This is a genomic window from Pseudomonas sp. T8, from assembly GCF_024610635.1.
GTDB lineage: Bacteria > Pseudomonadota > Gammaproteobacteria > Pseudomonadales > Pseudomonadaceae > Aquipseudomonas > Aquipseudomonas chlororaphis_I.
The window spans coordinates 6,818,028-6,831,877 of record NZ_CP102374.1 but is presented as its reverse complement, the minus strand read 5'-3'; the positions used below and the strand labels follow the sequence as shown (position 1 = coordinate 6,831,877).

The 13,850-nt window shown below is 63.1% G+C and carries 17 protein-coding genes; 9 read left to right on the top strand and 8 right to left on the bottom strand.

All coding sequences use genetic code 11. From position 1 onward, the window contains the following. Nucleotides 1–11: 11 nt before the first annotated feature. From NRG23_RS31030 to NRG23_RS31020, 3 genes are all read right to left on the bottom strand, one after another. Nucleotides 12–410, bottom strand: a complete 399-nt coding sequence (locus NRG23_RS31030; protein ID WP_016701874.1) for a hypothetical protein — start codon at nt 408–410, stop codon at nt 12–14. A gap of 259 nt (nt 411–669) precedes the next feature. Further along, nucleotides 670–2,316 carry a malate dehydrogenase (quinone) gene (gene mqo, locus NRG23_RS31025; protein WP_009049755.1) on the bottom strand — a complete coding sequence of 549 codons (1,647 nt, stop codon included), beginning with the start codon at nt 2,314–2,316 and terminating at the stop codon, nt 670–672. 711 nt (nt 2,317–3,027) lie between these two features. Further along, nucleotides 3,028–3,363 carry a hypothetical protein gene (locus NRG23_RS31020; RefSeq protein ID WP_009049756.1) on the bottom strand — a complete coding sequence of 112 codons (336 nt, stop codon included), beginning with the start codon at nt 3,361–3,363 and terminating at the stop codon, nt 3,028–3,030. Between the two features lie 482 nt (nt 3,364–3,845). Between NRG23_RS31020 and NRG23_RS31015 the strand changes: the two genes are divergently transcribed. Next, nucleotides 3,846–4,082 (top strand): DUF6555 family protein, encoded by a 237-nt coding sequence (locus tag NRG23_RS31015; protein WP_009049757.1) that lies wholly within the window; start codon nt 3,846–3,848, stop codon nt 4,080–4,082. 90 nt (nt 4,083–4,172) lie between these two features. Here the strand turns inward: NRG23_RS31015 and NRG23_RS31010 are convergent, their stop codons facing one another. After that, nucleotides 4,173–4,421: a DUF1652 domain-containing protein gene (locus NRG23_RS31010; protein ID WP_009049758.1), complete on the bottom strand. Its 249-nt coding sequence runs from the start codon at nt 4,419–4,421 to the stop codon at nt 4,173–4,175. A gap of 282 nt (nt 4,422–4,703) precedes the next feature. Between NRG23_RS31010 and NRG23_RS31005 the strand changes: the two genes are divergently transcribed. From NRG23_RS31005 to NRG23_RS30970, 8 genes are all read left to right on the top strand, one after another. Further along, a complete protein-coding gene (locus NRG23_RS31005) occupies nt 4,704–5,036 on the top strand; it encodes a DUF6388 family protein (RefSeq protein ID WP_009049759.1) in 333 nt (110 codons plus the stop codon). Nucleotides 5,037–5,087: 51 nt separating this feature from the next. Then, on the top strand, nt 5,088–5,792 hold the full coding sequence (locus NRG23_RS31000) for a YoaK family protein (protein ID WP_009049760.1): 705 nt from the start codon (nt 5,088–5,090) through the stop codon (nt 5,790–5,792). Between the two features lie 64 nt (nt 5,793–5,856). Then, on the top strand, nt 5,857–6,249 hold the full coding sequence (gene tusD / locus NRG23_RS30995) for a sulfurtransferase complex subunit TusD (protein ID WP_009049761.1): 393 nt from the start codon (nt 5,857–5,859) through the stop codon (nt 6,247–6,249). Between the two features lie 3 nt (nt 6,250–6,252). Continuing rightward, complete coding sequence (gene tusC, locus NRG23_RS30990) at nt 6,253–6,615, top strand: sulfurtransferase complex subunit TusC (RefSeq protein WP_009049762.1); 363 nt, start codon at nt 6,253–6,255, stop codon at nt 6,613–6,615. Next, entirely contained in the window at nt 6,615–6,914 is a 300-nt protein-coding gene (gene tusB / locus NRG23_RS30985) for a sulfurtransferase complex subunit TusB (RefSeq protein ID WP_009049763.1), read from the top strand. Before tusC ends, tusB begins: the two co-directional genes overlap by 1 nt. Continuing rightward, nucleotides 6,911–7,246: a TusE/DsrC/DsvC family sulfur relay protein gene (locus NRG23_RS30980; RefSeq protein ID WP_009049764.1), complete on the top strand. Its 336-nt coding sequence runs from the start codon at nt 6,911–6,913 to the stop codon at nt 7,244–7,246. Before tusB ends, NRG23_RS30980 begins: the two co-directional genes overlap by 4 nt. Beyond that, entirely contained in the window at nt 7,243–8,244 is a 1,002-nt protein-coding gene (locus tag NRG23_RS30975; RefSeq protein ID WP_110175634.1) for a glycosyl transferase family protein, read from the top strand. The genes NRG23_RS30980 and NRG23_RS30975 overlap by 4 nt, the downstream gene beginning before the upstream one ends. An 89-nt stretch (nt 8,245–8,333) precedes the next feature. Continuing rightward, entirely contained in the window at nt 8,334–9,341 is a 1,008-nt protein-coding gene (locus NRG23_RS30970) for a glutathione S-transferase family protein (protein ID WP_016701879.1), read from the top strand. A 98-nt stretch (nt 9,342–9,439) separates the two neighbouring features. Here NRG23_RS30970 and cysG read toward each other — a convergent pair whose 3' ends face one another. Genes cysG through NRG23_RS30950 form a run of 4 tightly spaced genes read right to left on the bottom strand, consistent with a single transcriptional unit; the run spans nt 9,440 to nt 13,828 of the window. Further along, entirely contained in the window at nt 9,440–10,834 is a 1,395-nt protein-coding gene (gene cysG, locus NRG23_RS30965) for a siroheme synthase CysG (RefSeq protein WP_053269441.1), read from the bottom strand. Further along, complete coding sequence (gene serS, locus NRG23_RS30960) at nt 10,835–12,115, bottom strand: serine--tRNA ligase (protein WP_009049768.1); 1,281 nt, start codon at nt 12,113–12,115, stop codon at nt 10,835–10,837. Between the two features lie 16 nt (nt 12,116–12,131). Beyond that, on the bottom strand, nt 12,132–12,506 hold the full coding sequence (gene crcB / locus NRG23_RS30955) for a fluoride efflux transporter CrcB (protein WP_016701881.1): 375 nt from the start codon (nt 12,504–12,506) through the stop codon (nt 12,132–12,134). Further along, on the bottom strand, nt 12,503–13,828 hold the full coding sequence (locus NRG23_RS30950) for a replication-associated recombination protein A (protein ID WP_124355215.1): 1,326 nt from the start codon (nt 13,826–13,828) through the stop codon (nt 12,503–12,505). Before NRG23_RS30950 ends, crcB begins: the two co-directional genes overlap by 4 nt. Nucleotides 13,829–13,850 lie beyond the last annotated feature (22 nt).

The window sequence follows — 13,850 nt, the reverse complement described above, 5'->3', positions numbered from 1 at the left end:
CGGGGCCAGGCCTACTGGAAGGCGTCGACCAGGACGTCGAAAATCATCCGATTCGAGGTCCTGACCAGCAGCAGATCGGAACCCGCGCGCCACCACTGGTAACCGTCGTAACGCGGCAACTGCCGGACCAGCCTGGGGTTCAAGCGTCGCGATTGCTGCGCGGGCAACGTCCTGCCCCGGCGAAGGTTCTGCCTGATGTCCGCCGGCAGGGCCGCGGTCGGGCTCCAGTCCCGCTTCGAAGCCTGCAACAGCGTTTTCACCTGGTAGTAGTTGACCACGGGAAGACGCTCCCAATTCGCATGATCGTTGGAGTACCGCGCGTTCGCCTGCGCGCCAGGCGCAGCGTCGGCATCCAGCGGGATCGATAGCAGAATCGAGACGATCGAGATTAACGAGCCAGCTCTGAACATCGCCTTCTCCAGGCATCATTGCGTCGAGCTTATGGAAAGGGATTCCCCGGCAATAGTTCCCGGGCAGGCGTGACCTGGATGTTTCGGTCAGCAAGGCGCCATGGGCGCAAGGCAGGGTCGCAGGACGCGAGGGCAAAGGCGCTTGAGCGCGCCGCACAAACAAAAACGCCGCTCCTGGGAGCGGCGTTTTTTTTAACCTGGAACGAACAGCGGGTTCCGGGTATTGGCGGCATCCAACAGTGTTGGGCGCAGCCGGGTATTACAGAGCCATGTCAGCCGACGGGTTGCTCTCTTGCGCTTTCGGCTTGTCGCCAGCCGGCTGCTGAGGAGCAGCGGTCTGACCGATGGCCGGTGGCGGAGTCAATTGCAGCACTTCGCTGGTGTAGGCCCACTCTTGAGCGACACGCTCAGGACTGCCGTTGAGCTGGGTACCGTAGCTCGGCACGATCTGGTGCAGCTTCGCCTGCCAGGCAGGCGTCGCGACCTTGTCCTTGAAAACCTTCTCCAGCACGCTGAGCATGATCGGCGCGGCGGTCGAAGCACCTGGCGAGGCACCCAGCAGGCCGGCAATGCTGCCGTCCTTGGCGCTGACGATCTCGGTGCCCAGTTTCAGCACGCCACCCAGTTGCTCATCGCGCTTGATGATCTGCACACGCTGGCCGGCCTGCCACAGACGCCAGTCTTCAGCCTTGGCGTTAGGGAAGTACTCTTTCAGGGCATTCAGGCGGTCTTCATCCGACAGCATCAGCTGGCCGGCGAGGTACTCGACCAGCGGGTACTCCTTGATGCCGACCTTGGTCATAGGCCAGATGTTGTGAGTGGTGGTAGTGGTCAGCAGGTCGAGGTACGAACCTTCCTTGAGGAACTTGGTGGAGAAGGTCGCGAACGGGCCAAACAGGATCACGCGCTTGCCGTCCAGCACGCGGGTGTCCAGGTGCGGAACCGACATCGGTGGAGCGCCGACCGACGCCTTGCCGTAGGCCTTCGCCAGGTGCTGCTCGGCGATCGCCGGGTTCTCGGTCACCAGGAACGAGCCGCCCACAGGGAAACCGGCATATTCCTGGGCTTCAGGGATGCCCGACTTCTGCAGCAGGTGCAGGGCACCGCCGCCCGCGCCGATGAACACGAACTTGGCGTCGGTCTGGGTTTCAGTACCGTCTTTCAGGTTCTTGTACACCACGCGCCAGGAGCCATCTTCGTTACGCTTGATGTCTTCCACTTCGCTCGACAGCTTGAGCGAGAAGTTCGGCTGGGCTTTCAGGTGGCCGACGAACTGGCGGGTGATCTCGCCGAAGTTCACGTCGGTGCCGAGCGGCGACCAGGTGGCGGCGATCTTCTGCTTCGGATCGCGCCCTTCCATCATCAGCGGGACCCACTTCTTGATCTGCTCCGGGTCTTCGGAGTACTGCATGCCGGCGAACAGCGGGCTTGCCTGAAGCGCTTCGTAGCGCTTCTTCAGGAACTTGATGTTGTCATCGCCCCACACGAAGCTCATGTGCGGAGTGGAGTTGATGAACGAACGCGGGTCCTTCAAGACATTGTTCTTGACCTGCCACGACCAGAACTGGCGGGAAATCTGGAACGCTTCGTTGATCTCGATGGCCTTGGCGATCTCGACCTTGCCGTCCTTGTTTTCCGGGGTGTAGTTCAGTTCCGCCAGGGCAGAGTGACCGGTACCGGCGTTGTTCCAGCCGTTCGAGCTTTCTTCGGCAACGCCGTCGAGACGCTCGACCATTTCCATCGACCAGCCCGGCTCCAGCTCATTGAGCCAGACACCCAGGGTCGAACTCATGATGCCGCCACCGATGAGCAGCACATCCACTTTCTTGGTCTCGGCGGCGTACGCGGAGCTGAGCCCCATCGTCATCGCCAAGCCCAGCAGGGCCGTGTTCACTTTTTTCAACATACAGTAGTTCCTACGATAGAACGCCATCCGCCCCCCCATTCTCGATCATCAGTCGCCCCGGCACCGCCATGGGTTCCCGCACTCAGAAGAACTGAAGGGTGGGCACACAAGGCCGACATGACACTATCGACCTCAGTTTATATGTCGCTCCTGCGCTGACTTCTTATTCGCTATTGGCTTCAGCTACTTGAGTGACACTCTTTTGTTGGGACGCCTTCGGACAGCATCGATCGACGGTCCGAAACGCCCGCTAAAACCACATTCCCACAGAGAGACTAGTCGGGTGTAACCAAAGGAGTGAGTCAACAACACCCGGTATCACGATCGGCCTGCTGCCAATGCCCCGATCACCGCCTGACAGCGGCAAGGCCACGGGTATCGCAACAGGGATCGCCCCCAACCCTGGCAGCCCTCCTGCTGAAAACGGACATAATGGCCATCATGGGTGGTGGCTAACGCGCCATTGTCTACTGGACGGATAAAGCCGTCAAAAAAACTGTCAGATTTATCCTGTTTTTATGCAGAAAAGCACCTTGATGATTCAAGAACTTGCCTTGATGCGAGCAAAGTGAGCCCTCCGGACAAGGCCCGGCGAATACCCGGCACAAAAAAGCCCTGAACGGTCAGGGCTTTCTTGTGGGTGGGATCCTGCGGTTCCACGGCAGCGGGCTGTCACTTTGACAGGTCGTTCACGCAAGGCATGAAGCGGCCTTACAGGCAATCGTGCACGGCCTTTTTCAGCGCCGCGGACTTGGCCCAGGGTGTTCCCTGGTAGAGCGAGACCAGGCTGCCGTTCTTCGACTTCACCACTTCCACGACCTCATCCGATGCCAGGCTGCCAGGAGCGGTGATCCGATAACCGTTGGAGATATCGGCCTGGGTGCTCCTGGGCGTCTCACGCTGCCAGGCTGGCAGAACACACTGCGCATAGTCTTTTGGCGTTTTGCCAGTCAGCTCACTGACATTCGGCTTGCCCGGTGCCAAAGCCGTGGGTAACGAACACCCGGCCAACAGTCCCATCAACGACGCCCCTAGCCAAACTCGCATATGTCTTCCTCACCCCTAAAAAATCGAGAAATGTATCATTTGCCCGCGCCGACCGTTAGCAGCACCTGCCTCTTTCGCCGAACGGTCCCCCCGCCCGGCGATCATCACCTGACAGCTGTCAAAAAACCGTTAACCCCATCACGTCCCGAACAGGCAAATGGTTCACCCGTTTTGATGCCGCCCCACACGTACCCGGGTTCCCCCTGGGGACCCTGGACAGCGATCCTCGGGTCAGCGCCAGCCGCCATATCTTTGTCGGGAGCAAGGCGCCCTGGTTCAGCATCACCGACGACCTGGCTCAACATGACACCTATTGAGGGCGGTTGCAGCCAGGCGCGCGTGAGGTGCAGGAGAATGCGGCGAAGCATTTGAGGAACGAACCGCGACTGTTCATAGAGTTCGGATGAGCGGTGCACGCCAACGCGTCCTTTTGGGAATATCTTGAATCGCCAACACCCAAATACAGCCCAAAGGACGCGGCGATGAACAGCATCAAGACTTTCGAAATCCGCTACTGTTTCGCAGGTTCGCAAAGGACCTTCACCTACCAGGGCGCGCGATTGAGCGACAGCGATACCTGGTATCTTGCCTTTCTGCATTCAGGGTGCCTGATTACCCTCGACACCCCCTGCGGCGGGACCTACCGCACCATGCAGACATTCGCCGAGCGCAGTGGCGTCACGCTGGCGAACTGGAGAGAGCTGTCTGAAAAGAACTAGCCCCCCCTCCCCGCAACCGTTCAGACGTCACCTGCCACATTCGCGCAAGGAAGCGCGCTCGACCTGCCCAATGCTCAACGTGTTCAATCACTAGAAACCGCCGGCAAATGCCCGACGCCCCGCCCTGATTTCAGTCCGCAACTCACCGACAAAATTGGCCGCCGCGCGGACACTGGTGAGATGTTCGGTCGATACCCTGGTAATGAACAGGTCGATCCGTCCGCTTTGCGGCTCGAAAACCTTGATCGCCAGGGAGCCGTCGGGGTTGACGGTGCAGGTGCAGGAAAGCGGCAGGAAACCGGACTCCAGGATCTGGCAAAGCTCGTCCATCGAGAGCATGAGAAATTCCTCCTTGGCGACGCCACTTGGAGAGAGTGCCTGTTGAGAATAGGTCACAAGAACGGGGCTCATACCAAGGCATTCAGTGGAAAGTGTTATCCAGCACGCATTTTTGCCAAGCCAATCCGCTCAGTGGCATGGCGCGGACATGGCTTCGACCGTCCGTCGCGGCAGCTCCGCCCGGGAGCATTTTGACGCTGGACCGGCCAGGCGTTATGGTCGCTGGGCTTTCGCACAGCCCCAAGCCGAAACGACTTCCTCCAACCCCATCCAGGATCACCGATGGCCGCCCCCGAACACCCGCATGAAGTGGCCCTGCAGAAGTTTCTCGCGGCGCGCCCGGAGCTTCGTGAAGCACTCGATCACCTCAACCCTCTGGCCGCCCAGGCCAGGGGCGAAACCCAGGAACAATACCGCGCCGAGCGACTGCACGAAGCCTTCGAGGCCGAGGCGGAACGTCAGGGCCTGTTTGCCTGGGAACTGAGCCTGCAACTGACCGCACAGAGCGCGGAGGAATTTGCCGTGCGGCGGCTCGAAGTGCACCGGGAAGTGGCGGAAATGGCCGGCATGCCCTGGAGCGAGTATTGCGAGCTACATGGCCTGCCGCGCGATTGAGCGCCGCTCGGGCCTTCGATAAAGGATCACTGTCACCATGAGTCAACGCTGATGCTGCCCTCTTCCACCAGTCTTCGTAGTAACCCGGAGCTGCTGCGGCGCCAGAAATGGCGCGGCCGCATAGGCCTGTGCCTGGTCGCCAGCCTGTCGGTCCTGGCCGGCATGACCGACGCCATCGGCTTCATGGCCACCGGCGATTTCGTCTCCTTCATGAGCGGCAACACCACGCGCCTGGCCGTCGCCATCAGCGATGCCGACCTGGCCCTGACCCTGCACCTGGTGCTGCTGGTCGCCACCTTCATCGCCGGCAACGCCCTGGGCATAGTCGTCAGCCGCTTTGGCGGGCGCCGCGCCCTGCCGCTGCTGCTGTGCATTGCCACGCTGCTGTGCGCGGCAGCCGCCTGGCCGTTTGAACAACGGCTACCGGCCGTGCTGGCCGCGATCATCTCCATGGGCATGCTCAATGCCGCCGTCGAGGAAGTGAACGGGCTTCCCGTGGGCCTGACCTATGTCACCGGCGCCCTGTCGCGCTTTGGCCGCGGCCTGGGCCGCTGGATGCTCGGCGAGCGGCGCAATGGCTGGCGCGTGCAGCTGGTGCCCTGGAGCGGCATGTTCGCCGGCGCCGTGCTGGGCGCCGTTCTGGAACAGCATCTCGGCCTCGCGGCCCTGTTCGTCAGCGGCCTGCTGTCGGCGCTGCTGGGGCTGTTGTCGCTGAAGATCCCCCATCGCTGGCAACTGGGCTATATGCCGCGCTAAAGCCACTTCGCCGGGCCCGGCATAAAGCTTTATCATGGCCCCAGGTTTGCAGACAGAGTTCTTCATGAAGTTCGCCATTGCCCTTTTCTCCGCCGCTCACGCGCCCTCCTCGCGCCGCGCCCTGGCATTCGCCCAGGCAGCGCTGGCCGGTGGCCACGAGATCGTGCGGCTGTTTTTCTATCAGGATGGCGTGCACAGCGCATCGGACAACATCGTCACCCCGCAGGACGAGCTGGACCTGCCCGCGCAATGGCGGACCTTCGTCAGCGAGCACCAGCTCGATGGCGTGGTGTGCATTGCCGCGGCCCTGCGCCGCGGGGTGTTGAACCAGGAGGAAGCCGCACGCTACCAGCGCCCGGCCGTCAACCTGAGCGCGCCCTGGGAGCTTTCCGGGCTCGGCCAGTTGCACGACGCCGTACAGGCGGCCGACCGCCTGATCTGTTTTGGAGGGCCATGAAACATGGCGCAATCCCTGTTGATTATCAGCCGCCAGGCGCCCTGGTCCGGCCCCGGCGCCCGCGAGGCACTGGATATCGTGCTGGCCGGCGGCGCCTTCGACTTGCCGATCGGCCTGCTGTTTCTCGACGACGGCGTGTTTCAGCTCGCCCCCGGGCAACAAGCCGCCGCCGTGCAGCAAAAGGATCTCAGCGCCAATCTGCAGGCCCTGTCGTTGTTTGGTGTGGAGCAGGTGTTCGCCTGTGGCGCCAGCGTGGCGGAACGTGGCCTCGACCCGGCCGCGCTGAACCTGGACGAGGTGCAGGTCCTGGCCCCGGCCGAACTCGGCGCACTTATTGACCGTTTTGACCAGGTGATCACCCTCTGATGTCGACCTTGCACGTGCTGTCCCACTCGCCCTTCACCGACTCCCGGCTGACCAGTTGCTTGCGCCTGCTTGGCGCGCAGGATGCCATTCTTCTGTGTGGCGACGCGGTGTACGCCCTGCAGCCTGGCAGCGCACCGCTGGCGGCCTTGCAGGCACGCGGGGAGGCGCTGGCGCTCTACGTCCTGGCGGAAGACCACCAGGCCCGAGGCCTGGAAGTTCCAGCCTGGGCCACCAGCGTCGATTACCCGGGGTTCGTCGCGCTGTCGATCCACTACGACAAGGTCAACAGCTGGTTATGAATGCACTGACTGTCGGCGAACGCGCCATCGCCCTGGACAAGGACGGCTACCTGGTGGAACTGGACGACTGGTCCAGCGAGGTGGCCGATGCCCTGGCCGCGGCGGAACAGATCGTACTGACGCCCGAGCACTGGGAAATCCTCGAGCTGCTGCGCGGCTTCTATCAAGAGTTCCAGCTGTCGCCCGCGACCCGCCCGCTGATCAAATACACCGCCTTGAAGCTGGGCCCGGACAAGGGCAACAGCCTGCACCTCAACCGACTGTTCAAAGGCACTCCCGCCAAACTTGCCGCCAAGCTGGCGGGCCTGCCCAAGCCGACCAATTGCCTATGACCGACTTCACCTCGCTGACCACCGAAACGCCCGCCGAGCATCCTTTCGCACAGTTCGTGCGCATTCTCGGCAAAGGCAAACGCGGCGCCCGTAGCCTCACCCGTGAAGAAGCCCGCGAAGCCATGGGCATGCTGCTCGACGACAAGGTCGAGGACACCCAGCTCGGCGCCTTCCTGATGTTGTTGCGGCACAAGGAAGAAAGCCCCGAGGAACTGGCCGGCTTTACCGAGGCCCTGCGCGAGCGACTGCAGGCGCCACCGATCAAGGTCGACCTGGACTGGCCCAGCTACGCCGGCAAAAAGCGCCACCTGCCCTGGTTCCTGCTGGCCGCCAAGTGCCTGGCACAGAACGGCGTGCGCATCCTGCTGCACGGTGGTGGCGCCCACACCGCCGGCCGGCTGTACACCGAGCAATTGCTGGAACAATTGCACATCCCGTTGTGCCGCGACTGGCAGGCGGTAGGCAAGGCGCTGGACCAGGGCAACCTGGCCTTTATCCCCCTGGGCGACTGGGCGCCCCAGTTGCAGCGCATGATCGACCTGCGCAACACCCTGGGCCTGCGCTCGCCGATCCACTCCCTGGCGCGCATCCTCAACCCGCTGGGCGCGCGCTGCGGCCTGCAAAGCATCTTCCACCCCGGCTATCAGGGCGTGCACCGCGATGCCAGCGGGCTGCTGGGGGACAACGTCATTGTGATCAAGGGCGACGGCGGCGAAATCGAGATCAACCCGGACAGCGCCAGCCATCTGTACGGCACTACTGGCGGCGTCAGTTGGGATGAGGAATGGCCGGCGCTGTCCGAGCAGCGCCATGTCAAACCAGCCGCCCTCGACCCCGAGCACCTGAAAGCCGTCTGGCGCGGCGATGTGCAGGACAGCTACCCGCAACTGGCGCTGACCGCCACCATGGCCCTCGCCCTGCGCGGGCTCGGCGTGCCGCGGGAGCAGGCGTTCGAGCAGGCTCGGCAATACTGGGACGCTCGCAACAGATCGATTTAACCGATCATAACCGCCCGACTTTTGCGTAATTCGTTCGAACTCCTCGGATTAAACTGCACGCCAATGCACACTGACCGAGGAGCTTTTTCATGGGCCTGCTGATTGAAGGACGCTGGCACGACCAGTGGTACGAAAGCAGCAAAGACGGCGCCTTCCAGCGCGAACAGGCGCAACGCCGCAACTGGGTGACCACCGACGGCAAACCCGGCCCTAGTGGCGAAGGCGGCTTTCGCGCGGAAGCCGGCCGTTATCATCTGTATGTCTCTCTGGCCTGCCCCTGGGCGCACCGCACGCTGATCCTGCGCAAGCTCAAGGGCCTGGAAAGCCTGATCGATGTGTCAGTGGTTAGCTGGCTGATGCTGGAACAAGGCTGGACTTTCGACCGGACCCTGGGCTCCAGCGGCGACAAGCTGGACCACCTGGATTTCCTGCATCAGCGCTACACCGCCGATACCCGCGACTACACCGGCCGGGTCACCGTGCCCGTGCTCTGGGACACCCAGCAGAAACGCATCGTCAGCAACGAATCGGCGGAAATCATCCGCATGTTCAACAGTGCTTTCGATGACTTGAGCGGCAACGGCCTGGATTTCTATCCGGAACCGCTACGCCGTGAAATCGACGAACTGAACGCGCGCATCTATCCGGCGGTGAACAACGGCGTCTATCGCGCCGGCTTCGCTACTTCGCAGCAAGCCTACGAAGCGGCCTTCGACGATCTGTTCGCCGAACTCGACTGGCTGGAACAGCGCTTGGCCGGCCAACGCTACCTGGCCGGCGAATACCTGACGGAAGCGGACATCCGCCTGTTCACCACGCTGATTCGCTTCGACGCGGTGTATTACGGTCACTTCAAGTGCAACCTGCGGCGGATCGCCGACTATCCGAACCTGTCGAACTGGCTGCGAGAGCTGTACCAGTGGCCGGGGATCGCCGAAACCGTGGACTTCACCCATATCAAGGGGCACTACTACGCCAGCCACCGCACCATCAACCCGACCGGCATCGTGCCGAAAGGGCCGGTGCAGGACTTCGATGCAGCGCATGATCGCGAGCGTTTGAGCGGGCGTGGGGTTTGGCAAGGCAACAAGCAATAACTCAGGAGAGCGATCGTTCTTGAGATCGCTATCGCGGGCAAGCCTCGCTCCTACAGAAGAGATGTTCTGTGCAGGAGTGAGATTGCCCGCGATGCTGTTCAGACCTGCGACTGCGCGCCTTCGAACCAGGCGAGCTTCTCGCGAAGCTGCACCACTTCGCCGACGATCACCAGGGTCGGCGCATGCACTTCATGCTCCGCCACCAGCTTCGGCAGGTCCGCCAGGGTGCCGGTGAACACCCGCTGGTTGGAGGTCGTGCCCTGCTGGATCAAGGCGGCCGGCGTGTCCGCCGAACGGCCATGCTGGATCAGTTGTTCGCAGATCACCGGCAAGCCCACCAGGCCCATGTAGAACACCAGGGTCTGTGCAGGCGCGACCAGGTCGGCCCAGGGCAGATCGGTGGTGCCATCCTTCAGGTGCCCGGTGACGAAACGCACGGACTGCGCATAGTCACGATGGGTCAGCGGAATCCCGGCATAGGCCGCACAGCCGCTGGCCGCGGTAATCCCTGGCACCACCTGGAACGGAATGCCCTGGGCCGCCAGCTCTTCGATCTCTTCGCCGCCACGGCCGAAGATGAACGGATCGCCCCCTTTCAGACGCAGCACGCGCTTGCCCTGCTTGGCCAGGTCCACCAGTTGCTGGTTGATCTGCTCCTGGGGCAAGGCGTGATCGGCGCGGCGCTTGCCGACATACACCCGCTCGGCATCGCGACGGCACAGTTCGAGAATCGCCGGCGCTACCAGGCGGTCGTAGAGCACCACGTCGGCTTGCTGCATCAGGCGCAAGGCGCGGAAGGTCAGCAGGTCCGGATCGCCCGGCCCCGCCCCCACCAGATACACCTCGCCCGGCGCATGGGGCGCTTCGCCAGCAATCTTGGCCTGCAGCAAGCGCTCGGCTTCCTCGCCCTGCCCGGCCAGTTGCCGGTCGGCGATCGGTCCCTGGAACACGTCTTCCCAGAAGGCACGACGCTGCTGCACGTCCGGAAACAGGCCTTTGACCTGATTGCGAAAACGCGCGGCCAGGCCGGCCAGTTGACCGTAGGTCGAGGGAATCCAGGTTTCCAGCTTGGCCCGGATCAGGCGCGCCAGCACCGGCGCATCGCCGCCACTGGAGACGGCAATGACCAGCGGCGAACGGTCGACGATCGCCGGGAAGATCACACTGCACAGGGCCGGCGCGTCCACCACATTGACCGGCACACAACGCCGATGAGCATCGGCGGAGACCTGGGCATTGAGCGGTTCGTCGTCGGTGGCGGCGATGATCAGCACGCAGCCGTCCAGGTCCGCCTCGAGATAACCGCGCAACCGGCATTCGCCGCCGCTGGCCGTGACCAGCTCGCGCAATTGGGGTTCCACTTCAGGTGCAACTACCCGCAGCAGCGCACCGGCGTCGGCCAGCAGGCGGGATTTGCGCAAGGCAATCTCCCCGCCGCCGACCACCAACACACGACTGCCGCGCAGGTTATGAAACAGCGGCAGAAATTCCATTTAGCCGATGACCTCGAGGCCGCCCATGTAAGGTTTGAGCACCTCAGGCACCCGGATCGAACCGTCGGCCTGCTGGTAGTTCTCCAGCACCGCCACCAGGGTACGACCGACCGCCAGGCCGGAACCGTTCAGGGTGTGCACCAGTTCCGGCTTGCCAGTTTCCGGGTTGCGGAAGCGCGCCTGCATGCGACGGGCCTGGAAGTCGCCGCAGTTGGAGCACGACGAAATCTCGCGGTACTTGTCCTGGCTCGGGATCCACACTTCCAGGTCGTAGGTCTTGACCGCGCTGAAGCCCATGTCGCCGGTGCACAGCGCCAGGGTGCGGTAAGGCAGCTCCAGCAGTTGCAGGACTTTCTCGGCGTTGGCAGTCAGGCCTTCCAGGGCTTCCATGGAAGTCGATGGCTCGACGATCTGGACCATCTCGACCTTGTCGAACTGGTGCTGGCGGATCATGCCGCGGGTGTCGCGGCCCGACGAACCGGCTTCGCTGCGGAAGCACGGGGTGTGGGCGACGAACTTGATCGGCAGTTGCTTCGAATCGAGGATCTCGCCGGCCACGATATTGGTCAGCGACACTTCGGCGGTCGGGATCAGGTACAGATCGGCTTCGTTTTCACGGCTGATCTTGAACAGGTCTTCTTCGAACTTCGGCAACTGGCCGGTACCCACCAACGCCGGTGCCTGCACCAGGTAAGGGGTATAGGCCTCTTCGTAGCCGTGCTCACTGGTGTGCAGGTTGATCATGAACTGCGCCAGGGCGCGGTGCAGGCGGGCGATCGGCCCGCGCAGCAGGGCAAAACGCGCGCCCGACAGCTTGGCCGCGGTCTCGAAGTCCAGCCAGCCGTGTTTTTCACCCAGGGCGACGTGGTCCAGGATCGGGAAGTCGAACGCCGTCGGCGTGCCCCAGCGGCGCACCTCGACGTTACCGTCTTCGTCGTCGCCAACCGGCACCGATTCGTGAGGCAGGTTCGGGATGCCCTGCAGGATCGCATCCAGCTCGGTTTGAATGGCGTCCAGCTCGACCTTGCCGGCCGCCAACTCGCCCGCCATGCGCTCGACATCAGCCATCAGCGGCGCGATGTCTTCGCCGCGCTGCTTGGCCTGACCGATGGACTTGGAGCGCGCGTTACGTTCGGCCTGCAGTTGCTCGGTGCGGGTCTGGACGGTCTTGCGCTGTTCTTCCAGCGCTTCGATGCGTGCTACATCCAGGGCAAAGCCACGGGATGCCAGGCGGTCCGCTACGTCCTGAAGGTTGCTACGTAACAGTTTGGAATCGAGCATGTCGGTCTCTCGTTTATCAAAGTTTGGTCAGGGACAGGCCGGCCCAGGTCGCGAGCAGCCCGCCGAATACGCTGATGGCCGCATAGCCCAGGGCCAGCGGTATCTGTCCGCTTTCCAGCAGACGCACCGTATCCAGTGAAAAGGATGAAAAAGTCGTCAGGCCGCCAAGGAAGCCCACCATCAACCCGGCACGCACCTCGATGGGCACCTCCGGGCGTATCAGAAACAGGCCGTACAGCACGCCGATCAGCAGGCAGCCCACGATATTAACGGCCAGCGTCGCGGTATAGAAGTGCCGCGGCCAATTGGCGCTGATCCAGTTACCGGTGGCAAAGCGCAACAGGGTGCCGGCAACACCGCCCACCGAGACAGCAACGATCAATGGGATCACGGCTTTCTCCGCTGCTTGGGGCTGGCCTGGTCAAGCTCCGCCAGATGCTTGAGCTTCTCGCCGATCTTCAGTTCCAGGCCACGGGGCACGGGCTGATAGAACGGCTGCGGCTCCAGCGCCTCGGGAAAGTAGTCTTCACCGGCCGCGTAGGCATCCGGCTCATCGTGGGCATAACGATATTCGTCGCCGTAGCCCAGCTGCTTCATCAGTTTGGTCGGCGCATTGCGCAGGTGCAGCGGCACTTCCAGCGAACCATGTTCGGCGGCGCTGCGCATGGCGGCCTTGAAGCCCATGTACACGGCGTTGCTTTTCGGCGCGCAGGCCAGGTAGGTGATGGCCTGGGCCACCGCCAGCTCGCCTTCGGGGCTGCCCAGGCGCTCCTGCACATCCCAGGCGGCCAGGCACAGGCTCAGCGCCCGTGGGTCGGCGTTGCCGATGTCTTCGCTGGCCATGCGCACCACGCGGCGCGCCAGGTACAGCGGGTCGCAACCACCGTCGAGCATCCGCGCGAACCAGTACAGGGCGCCGTCCGGGTTGGAACCACGGACCGACTTGTGCAGCGCCGAAATCTGGTCGTAAAAGGCTTCGCCGCCCTTGTCAAAACGCCGACGGGTATCGCCCAGCAGGCTTTGCAGCAGCTCGACACCGATTTCCGTGCCGTCTTCGGCGAGATCGGAGGCGTTCTCCAGCAGGTTGAGCAGCCGCCGGCCATCGCCGTCCGCCGCCGCCAGGAGCATCTGGAAGCCTTCGTCACTGAGGCTCAGCTGGCGTTTGCCCAGCCCGCGCTCTTCAGTCAGAGCCCGCTGCACCAGCTTGTGCAGTGCGGTTTCGTCGAGGCTCTTGAGCACATACACCCGGGCCCGGGACAACAGTGCGTTGTTCAGCTCGAAGGACGGATTCTCGGTGGTCGCGCCGATGAAAATCAGGGTGCCGTCTTCAACGTAAGGCAGGAAGGCATCCTGCTGGGACTTGTTGAAACGGTGCACTTCGTCGACGAACAGGATGGTCCGGCGCCCGTACTGGGCCGCCTGCTGCTTGGCGATTTCCACCGCCTGGCGGATCTCCTTGACCCCGGCCAACACCGCCGAGACCGTTTCGAAGTGCGCATCCGAGACTTTCGCCAGGAGCCGCGCCAGGGTGGTCTTGCCCACCCCCGGCGGCCCCCAGAAGATCATCGAGTGCAGGGCCCCCTGCTCCAGCGCTTCACGCAGAGGCTTGCCGCGGGCGAGCACATGCTCCTGACCGACGTACTCGTCCAGGTTGGCCGGGCGCAGGCGCGCGGCCAGGGGTTGGGCGATCGGGTCACTGCGAAACAGATCCATGGCGGACGATTGAAACCTCTTG

Coding starts and splice junctions, on each gene's coding strand:
- NRG23_RS30970 (WP_016701879.1), top strand. CDS start 8,334: ATGGGCCTGCTGATTGAAGGACGCTGGCACGACCAGTGGTACGAAAGC.
- NRG23_RS31015 (WP_009049757.1), top strand. CDS start 3,846: ATGAACAGCATCAAGACTTTCGAAATCCGCTACTGTTTCGCAGGTTCG.
- NRG23_RS31010 (WP_009049758.1), bottom strand. CDS start 4,421: ATGCTCTCGATGGACGAGCTTTGCCAGATCCTGGAGTCCGGTTTCCTG.
- NRG23_RS30975 (WP_110175634.1), top strand. CDS start 7,243: ATGACCGACTTCACCTCGCTGACCACCGAAACGCCCGCCGAGCATCCT.
- NRG23_RS31020 (WP_009049756.1), bottom strand. CDS start 3,363: ATGCGAGTTTGGCTAGGGGCGTCGTTGATGGGACTGTTGGCCGGGTGT.
- NRG23_RS30950 (WP_124355215.1), bottom strand. CDS start 13,828: ATGGATCTGTTTCGCAGTGACCCGATCGCCCAACCCCTGGCCGCGCGC.
- serS (WP_009049768.1), bottom strand. CDS start 12,115: ATGCTCGATTCCAAACTGTTACGTAGCAACCTTCAGGACGTAGCGGAC.
- NRG23_RS31000 (WP_009049760.1), top strand. CDS start 5,088: ATGCTGCCCTCTTCCACCAGTCTTCGTAGTAACCCGGAGCTGCTGCGG.
- mqo (WP_009049755.1), bottom strand. CDS start 2,316: ATGTTGAAAAAAGTGAACACGGCCCTGCTGGGCTTGGCGATGACGATG.
- NRG23_RS31005 (WP_009049759.1), top strand. CDS start 4,704: ATGGCCGCCCCCGAACACCCGCATGAAGTGGCCCTGCAGAAGTTTCTC.
- NRG23_RS31030 (WP_016701874.1), bottom strand. CDS start 410: ATGTTCAGAGCTGGCTCGTTAATCTCGATCGTCTCGATTCTGCTATCG.
- tusC (WP_009049762.1), top strand. CDS start 6,253: ATGGCGCAATCCCTGTTGATTATCAGCCGCCAGGCGCCCTGGTCCGGC.
- cysG (WP_053269441.1), bottom strand. CDS start 10,834: ATGGAATTTCTGCCGCTGTTTCATAACCTGCGCGGCAGTCGTGTGTTG.
- NRG23_RS30980 (WP_009049764.1), top strand. CDS start 6,911: ATGAATGCACTGACTGTCGGCGAACGCGCCATCGCCCTGGACAAGGAC.
- tusD (WP_009049761.1), top strand. CDS start 5,857: ATGAAGTTCGCCATTGCCCTTTTCTCCGCCGCTCACGCGCCCTCCTCG.
- tusB (WP_009049763.1), top strand. CDS start 6,615: ATGTCGACCTTGCACGTGCTGTCCCACTCGCCCTTCACCGACTCCCGG.